Origin of the sequence: Mycobacterium sp. E1715 (assembly GCF_001667625.1) — a bacterium.
Lineage (GTDB): Bacteria > Actinomycetota > Actinomycetes > Mycobacteriales > Mycobacteriaceae > Mycobacterium.
Genome location: NZ_LZJJ01000536.1, coordinates 1 through 8,336, shown reverse-complemented (window position 1 = coordinate 8,336; position 8,336 = coordinate 1). Strand labels below are relative to the sequence as shown.

Sequence of the window (8,336 nt, the reverse complement as noted above, 5' to 3'; positions counted from 1 at the left end):
GTTGCCACAGCGTGTAGTCGGCGTACTGCACCGAAAGCGGCGTCCACCCGGGGGCTTCGCCGGCGGACCGGCTGGCGTAGGCCACCCCGAGATCCCGCACCAGCGGGGTGAGCGACAATCCATCCGCGGCGATATGGTGCAGCACCGACACCAACACGTGCTCGTCTTCGCCCGTGCGGAAAAGCCAAGCGCGCAGGGGGATTTCGGCACCGAGGTCGAACGCGTAGTGCGCCACGTCCTCGACCGCCTCCGCCAGCCGCGCCGCCGGCCAGGAGGTGGCATCGACCACGTCGCAGCCGACGTCGGCCTCCTCGGGTGACAGCACCACCTGCTGGGGCGTCCCCTCCGCCGCGATGAAGACCGTGCGCAGGCTCTCGTGGCGGGCCACCACGTCGCCGAGCGCGGCGCCGAACGCGTCGACGTCCAGGCGGCCGTCCAGGCGCAACGCCGCCGCCATGTTGTACACCGCCGAGCGGCCCTGCAACTGGTCGAGGAACCACAGCCGGGATTGGGCGAAGGACAACGGAATAACCGGGGGGCGTTCGATCGCCGGCAGTGGGGTGCGCGCCGTCCCGGCCGCACCCAGGCGCGACGCCAACTGGTGGATGGTCGGCGCCTCGAACAGGGACCGCACCCCCAGGTGGGCGCTCAGCCCGGTGTTGACGGCGGCGATCAACCGCATCGCCGCCAGCGAGTCGCCACCCAGTTCGAAGAACGAATCGTCGACGCCCACGCGGTCGACACCGAGGATCTGGGCGTAGATGGTGGCCAGGATCTCCTCGGTGGGGCGCGGACGGGCAGCTGCGGTACCTCGGGCGTGCCGACGATCAGGTCAAGGTCCGCGGCCACCGCATCGAGCTGGGCGAAATCCACGCGGCGCTAACCGGTTTGGAAGGGGTCGGCCAGGCGGCCGTGATCGCCCGCGAGGACCTGCCGGGTGACAAGCGGCTGGTGGGCTACGTGACCGGGACCGCCGAGCCTGCCAGCGTCCGCGCCGCGCTGGCCGAGCTGTTGCCGGCCTACATGGTGCCCGCCGCGATCGTCGTGATGGACGCGATCCCGTTGACGGTCAACGGCAAACTCGACAGTCGTGCCCTCCCGGCCCCCGACTACCGCGCCGCCGCTCGGTACCGCCCGCCCGCCACGTACAACTCGCCCGCCACGCCGGCCGGCACCGGCCGCAACCAGTCGTCCAGCACGAAGAAGGCGAGATGCTCCAGGGGGTTTCCGATCGGACTGGCGGCGCCGTCGACGTCGCCGTCGACGATCTCGCGCAACGAGGCGTGCACGGTGGTCTCGGTGGTGCCGTACATGTTGATCAGGCGGGGCCGTCCCGGATGGCTGTCCAGCCAGTTGGCCAGCCGTCGGGGTTCGAGCGCTTCGCCACCGAACACCAGCGTCTGCAGTTTGAGTTGCTGGGCGAGGTCGGGTGAGAGCGCTTCGGCCGTTTGCAGCGCGTAGAACGCCGAGGGCGTCTGGCTCAGCACGCTGACTTGCTCACGAACCAGCAAGGCGTACAGGTCTTCCGGCGAACGGACCACGTCGTCGGGCACGACCACCAGGCGGCCGCCGCGCAGCAGCGCACCGAAGATCTCCCACACCGAGAAGTCGAAGGCCAACGAGTGGCATTGCGTCCACACCTGCCCCAGATCCAGTTCGCCGTCCAGCGACTCGAGCAGCTGGGTGACGTTGCGGTGGGTGACCGCCACTCCCTTGGGGATCCCCGTGGTGCCGGACGTGTAGATGACGTAGGCGGTGGCGTCGGGGTCTGGGGCCGGTATCGCGGTGCAGGGGAACGTGTCCACCGCCGGGTCGTCGATGTCCAGGAGCGGCAGGCGGCAGCCGTCCAGGCGCGATCGCAGCCCGCTGATCGTCAGCACGGCAACCGGTGCGGCATCGGCGAGCAGGAAGTCGATCCGCGCGGCCGGCAGGCCCGGATCGATCGGCACGTAGGCCGCTCCGGCTTTGAGCACCGCCAGGATCGCCGCGACAGCCCCGGCCGACCGGGGAACCAGCAGCGCCACCCGATCCCCCGGGCCCACGCCATGCTCGATCAGCAAGTGCGCCAACTGGTTCGCGGCAGCGTCGAATTGGCGGTAGTTCCACCAACGGTTTCCGCAGGTGATGGCCACCGCCTCCGGGGCGCGGTGCACCTGGGCGGCGAACAGTTGGGGAATCGACGGTCCGATCGGCGCCGGCAGGTCGAGCACCGCACGGTTGCCGAAGTTGTGGAGCCGGGCATGCTCCGCCTCGTCGAGCACGTCGATCGACGACAACCGGCGGGCGGGGTCGGCGGTGAGGGCGGCCACCACGCGCTCGAGACGTGCGACAAGCGTTGTGACACTGGCGGTATCGAACACGTCGGTGCGGAATTCCACCGCACCACCGATCCCGGCGGACCGGCCGTCCGCCGTCCAGCGTTCGGCCAGGGAGAACAGCAGGTCGGTGCGGGCCGTGCGGGTGTCCACCGGCAGCGCGGTGACCTGCAGGTCGCCCAGGTTCAGTTCGGCCGCGTCGTTGTTCTGCCAGGCCAACATCACCTGCACCAGGGGGTGGTGTCCCAGGCTGCGGGCGGGGTTGAGCCTTTCCACGAGCACCTCGAAGGGCACGTCCTGGTGCTCGTAGGCTTCCAGGCTGCGCCGACGCACCTGGGTCAACAGCTCGGCCACCGTGGGATCGCCGGCCAGATCGACCCGCAGCACCAACGTGTTGGCGAAAAAGCCCACGACGTCATCGAGTGCGGGGTCGGGGCGTCCGGCTATCGGGAAGCCCACGGCCACATCGGAACTCGTGGAGATCTTCGCGAGCAGCACCGCGAGGGCGGCCTGGAGCACCATGAAACTGGTCGCGTCGTGGGTGCGGGCCGCCTCGCGCACCCGGTCCTGCAGCGCGGCCGGCCACTCGACGCCGACGCTGGCCCCGCGGTAATCGGCAACCGGCGGATACGGCCGGTCGGTGGGCAACTCCAGGCGCTCGGGCAGTCCGGCCAGTGCGGCCCGCCAGTAGTCCAGCTGCCCGGCGATCGGGCTGTCCGGGTCGTCGAGATCGCCCAGCTGGGCGCGCTGCCACAGCGCGTAGTCGGCGTACTGGATCGCTAAGGGTGCCCATCCGGGCGCCCTGCCCGCGCACCGGCTGGCGTAGGCCACGCCGAGGTCCCGCACCAGCGGGGCGAGCGACCAGCCGTCGGCGGCGATGTGGTGCACCACGGCGACCAGCACATGTTCGTCCTCGTCCGTCCTGAAAAGCGTTGCCCGCAGCGGACTCTCGTTGGCCAGGTCGAACGGGCGGCCCGCGACCGCGTCGACGGCCTCCCGCAACCGCGCCGCAGACCATCCGGTGGCGTCGACCACGTCGGCATCGACGCGCTCCGGGGGCAGGATCGCCTGGTGCGGTGTCCCATCGGCCGCGGCGAACACCGTGCGCAGGCTTTCGTGGCGGTCCAGCACGTCGCCGAGCGCGGCGCCCAACGCGTCGACGTCCAGGTGTCCGCGCAGCCGTAGCGCGGCGGCCATGTTGTAGACCGGCGACGGCCCGTGCAGCTGGTCGATGAACCACAACCGGGACTGGGCGAACGACAGGGGCAGCAACGCCGGACGCGCGCCCGCCACCACGCGCGCCGGCGCACCACCGCCCTTGCCGAGGAGCGGCGCCAATCGGCGAACCGTGGGCGCCTCGAACACCGCCTGCACCGACAGGTGAGCGTGAAGGCCCGCGTTGACGGCGGCGACCAGGCGCATCGCCGCGAGCGAATCGCCACCCAGGTCGAAGAATGACTCCTCGACCCCCACCCGCGCCAAGCCCAATACGCGGGCGTAGATCTCGGCCAGGATGCCCTCGACCGGGGTCGCCGGGGCACGGTAAGCATCGGTGTCGTGGTATTCGGGTGCGGGCAGCGCCCGGGTGTCGAGTTTGCCGTTGACCGTCAACGGGATCGCGTCCACGGCGACGATCGCGGCGGGCACCATGTAGGCCGGCAACCGCTCGGCCAGCGCGGCGCGAATGCCGGCCGGGTCGGCCGTGCCGGTCACGTAGCCCACCAGGCGGCCCGCGCGGGCGACCACCGCCGCCTGCCGCACACCGTCGAAAGCCAAGAGCGCGGTGGTGATTTCGCCGAGCTCGATGCGGTAGCCGCGGATCTTGACCTGCTCGTCGGCGCGCCGCACGTACCGCAGTTGCCCGTCGGTGCCCCAGCGCACCAGGTCCCCGGTGCGATACATGCGCGCCCCGGTCCCGCCGAACGGGCACGCCACGAAGCGCGACGCCGTCAAGCCGGACCGGCCCAGGTAGCCGCACGCCACGCCGCGGCCGGCGACATACAATTCCCCGACCACGCCGGCCGGCACCGGCCGCAACCACTTGTCCAACACCATCAACGCGGCGCCGGACACCGGTGACCCGATCGGCGCCCCCGCTCCGGGGGCCAGCGGCGCGCTGAGCGCCGCGTCCACCGTCGTCTCGGTCGGGCCGTAGGCGTTGACCACCACCCGGCCCGGCGCCCACCGATCGACCAGCTCTGCCGGACAGGGCTCACCGCCGATCACCAGGGCCACCCCGTCGAGCCCCTCGGTCGACAGGGCACCCGCCTCGGACGGGGTTTGGCTCAAGACGTTGACCCGTTCACCAATCAGCAACGCGCGCAGCTCTTCCGGCGATGTCGCCACCGGCTCGGGCACTAGGACCAGCCGGCCCCCGTCCAGCAGCGCGCCGAAAATCTCCTGGACCGACACGTCGAAGGCCAGGGAGTGAGACTGCGACCAGGCGGCCGCCCCCGGCAGGGGCGCATGCAGCGACGCCATCAGCTGGGTGACGTTCTGGTGGGTGACCGCCACCCCTTTGGGGACGCCGGTCGTGCCCGACGTGTAGATGACGTACGCGATGTCCTCGGGGTCCGGCGCCGGCAACGCGGTGGCGGGTTGGGTGTGCACGGATGATTGGTGGACGTCGATGACCGCCACGTCGAACCCGTCCAACCGGGATCGCAGCTCGGCGGTGGTGACCGCGACGATCGGCGCGGTGTCGGCAATCATGAACTCGACCCGCGCCGCGGGCAGGCCCGGGTCGATCGGCACATACGCCGCACCCGTCTTGAGCACGGCCAGGACCGCCGTGACCGCGTCGGCGGATCGCGAGAACATCAGCGCCACAAAGGCACCGGGGCCCGCACCGAGGCCGGCCAGCAGGTTCGCCAGGCGATTCGCCGCCTCGTCCAGCTGCCGGTAGCTCAGGTGGCGGCCGTCGCAGCTCAGCGCGATCGCCTCCGGTGTGCGGGCCACGTGCGCGGCGAACAGGTCCGGAATCGACAGCCCGGCAGCGGGTTCGGTGAGGACGGCGTGGTTCCCCCACTCGACGAGGTGGGTGTGCTCGGACTCCTCGAGCGCGTCGATCGCCGACAACAGGCGAGTGGGGTCGGCGGTCATGGCCGCCAGCACGCGGCGGAACCGCTCCACGAGCGCCTCGATGCCGGCTGCGTCGAAGACGTCGGTGTCGAATTCGATTCGCAGGCCCAGTTCCTCGCCCGGCACCGCTTGCACCGAGAGGGGATAGTGGTTGAACTCGCGGCTGACGAATTCGGTGATGGCGACTTCGTGTGCGCCCGCCAGCGCGGCGGTGTCGATCGGATAGTTCTCGTACACGAACAAGGTGTCGAACAGCTGCTCGTGGCCGGCCGCGCGGTGGATTTCGGGCAGCGCGAGGTGCTCGTGTTCGAGGGTGTGATTGTGGGCGCGGCGCAACTGGTCGAGCAGTCCGGCGACCGTGGTTGTCGCGGCGATGGTGGCCCGTACCGGAACCGTGTTGATCAGGAGGCCCACCATCGTTTCGGAGCCGGGCACCTCGGCCGGCCGTCCCGAGACGACGGCGCCGAACACCACGTCGTCCTCACCGGTCAGCCAGGCCAGCAGCTGCGCCCACGCGGCCTGCAGCACGGTGCTGACGGTCGTGTGCGACGAGCGGGCCAGCTCGCTCAGTGCGCGCGTGGTGTCCGCAGGCACCGCGGAGGTTGCGACGTCCCGACGCCCCGCCCGCCCGGGCGCGCGCACCAGCGTCGGGGTGTCGAACCCGTCGAGCACCTGGCGCCACGCCCCGCGGGCGGCGTCCAGGTCGCGGGTCGCGAGCCAGGTGAGGTAGCTGCGGTACGGCGCCGCGGCCGGCAGCCGCTCCCGGTAGTAGGCGAGGAAGATCTCCTGGAGCACGACCGGCAGCGACCAGCCGTCCATCACGATGTGGTGGACGGTCAGCACAAAGCGGTGCCGGTCTTTGGTGGTGCGGACCAGCGCCGCCCGAAACGCCGGGCGGCCCGCCAGGTCGCACACGGCGGCGCGCTCGGCGATGCACAGCCGCTCGACCAGCTGGTCGGGAGCCGGGTCGTCGGCGTCGAGCTGGAGGTAGCGCCACGCGATGGTGGGGTCGGCCGGGATGATCTGCACCGGCTCGTCGAACGTTTCGCTGAACCGGGCCACCAAGTTGGGGTGCCGGTTCACCACCGTGTGCACCGCCTCGCGCAGGCGATGCGGGTCGAGGGGGCCGCACACGGTGATGTCGAGTTGCACCGCGTACGCGTCGTCGCCGGGGTCCAGCCCGGAGTTGGCATGGAAAAGCAGTCCCTGCTGCAGCGGGGTCAGCGGCAACACGTCGGCGATCGGGTGGTCCCGGCACAGCTCGTCGATCTGCTGCTGGGTCAGCCGCGCCGGGGCGACGTCCGACGGGGTCAGTCCGCCCCCGCCGTTTCGCACGTGCGCGCAGATGCCGGCCAGGGCGGCGCACCACAGCTGGCTCAGCCTGCGGACCTGCCAGTGCTCCAGGGCCGAGGGTGCCCACGTCCAATTGGCATGCAGGCGAGGACCTTTCGTCGTTTCCACGGCGCCGGCGTTCAGCTCCAGCGTGTGTCCCAAGGGCACCGGCAGCGCCGCGGTCGCGGCGGTCAACGACAGGCCGTCCTGATCCGGGCGCCACAGGTCGTCCGACAGCTCCGCCGTGCCGCCCAGTCGCCCTAGGTAGTTGAACCCGATCGCCGGGTCCGGGTCTTCAAGGGCCACATCGGGATTCAGGTAGCGCAGCAGTCCGTAGGTCAGCCCGTCCGGCAGGGCGCGCAGCTGCTCCTTGGCATCCTTGATGAGCGCCCCCAGCTCGGCCGCACCGGCGGTGACCCTGTCCCAGGGTGGCTTACCGAGGCTCAACGCGACCGGGTATTTGGCGGTGAACCACCCCACCGTGCGCGACAGGTCGACGCGCGGGCCCACGTCTTCGTCGCGGCCATGGCCCTCGACGTCGATGGAAAGCGGCGCGCCGGTGCCCAGGAATTCGTTGATCGCCAACCCGAAGGCGACCAGCAAAATATCCTGGACACCGGCGTGGAACGCCGCCGGCACTGCCCCCAACAACATGCGAGTGGTCTCGGTATCGAGCGACACCGACAGGTGCTGCGCCGTCCGATAGGTGTCGAGCTCCGGGCGTACCGCCGGCAACGCGGCCGGGATCGCCGCCACCTGCCGCCAGGCGTCCGCCATCCGGACGACCTCGGGGCGCCGGGCATGCTCGGCCACCAGCGCGGACCACCTGGCGAACGACGTGCCCCCGGGGGCCAGCACCACCGGTAGGCCGCTGCGCTGCTGGACCCACGCGATGTTCAAGTCCTCCAACAGGATTCGCCACGAAACTCCGTCGACGGCCAGGTGGTGGACGATCAACGCCAACCGCCCGGTGCCCTCCGCCCATACCGCACGCAGCATCACCCCCGCGGCCGGGTTCAGGTGCGAGCGCGCCGCCACCAGAGCGTGTTCGGACAACGCGTCGACGGTGTGCAGGCATCCGCGGGCGTCGACCGCGCCGGGCTCGGGCACCTCCAGCGACCAGCCGCCCGCACCGTCGTCGTCGACGCGCAGCCGCAACATCGGGTGCCGGTCGATCAAGGCCTGCAGGAGCACCGTCAGGTCGTCACGGGTGACGCCGGCGGGGGCCTGCACCAGCATGGTCTGGTTGAACTCGTCGACCGGCCCGTCGAGCCGCTGCAGCCAGCGCATGATCGGTGTGGCGACGGCCTCGCCGAGACCCTCGTCGACCGCGTCGTCGTCGGTGGACACCCCGGCCACCCGGGCCAGTCGCGCCACCGTCTGCTCGACGAAGATGTCGCGCGGGCGGAACATCACGCCGGCCGCCCGCGCCCGGGCCACGACCTGCATCGACAAGATGCTGTCCCCGCCCAGGTCGAAGAAGGAGTCGTCGATGCCGACCCGTTCCACGCCCAGCACCTGGGCATAGATGCCGGCCAGGATCTCCTCGACGGCATCGCCGGGAGCGCGATAGTGCCCGCCGCCCTGGTAATCAGGCGCGGGCAGGGC

2 protein-coding genes and 1 pseudogene are annotated in these 8,336 nt (G+C 71.1%); 1 reads left to right on the top strand and 2 read right to left on the bottom strand.

Translation table 11 applies throughout. The features are described 5' to 3' along the window. Positions 1 to 733: condensation domain-containing protein (locus tag A9X03_RS26140; RefSeq protein WP_304528489.1), on the bottom strand; the 733-nt coding region annotated here is incomplete at its 3' end. Between the two features lie 47 nt (positions 734 to 780). Between A9X03_RS26140 and A9X03_RS30935 the strand changes: the two are divergent. After that, positions 781 to 1,146, top strand: a pseudogene (locus A9X03_RS30935) (hypothetical protein); the annotation flags it as partial. Here A9X03_RS30935 and A9X03_RS26135 read toward each other — a convergent pair. Further along, on the bottom strand, positions 1,110 to 8,336 hold a 7,227-nt coding region (locus A9X03_RS26135; RefSeq protein ID WP_231975469.1), incomplete at its 5' end, for a non-ribosomal peptide synthetase. The pseudogene A9X03_RS30935 and the gene A9X03_RS26135 sit on opposite strands and share 37 nt — an antisense overlap.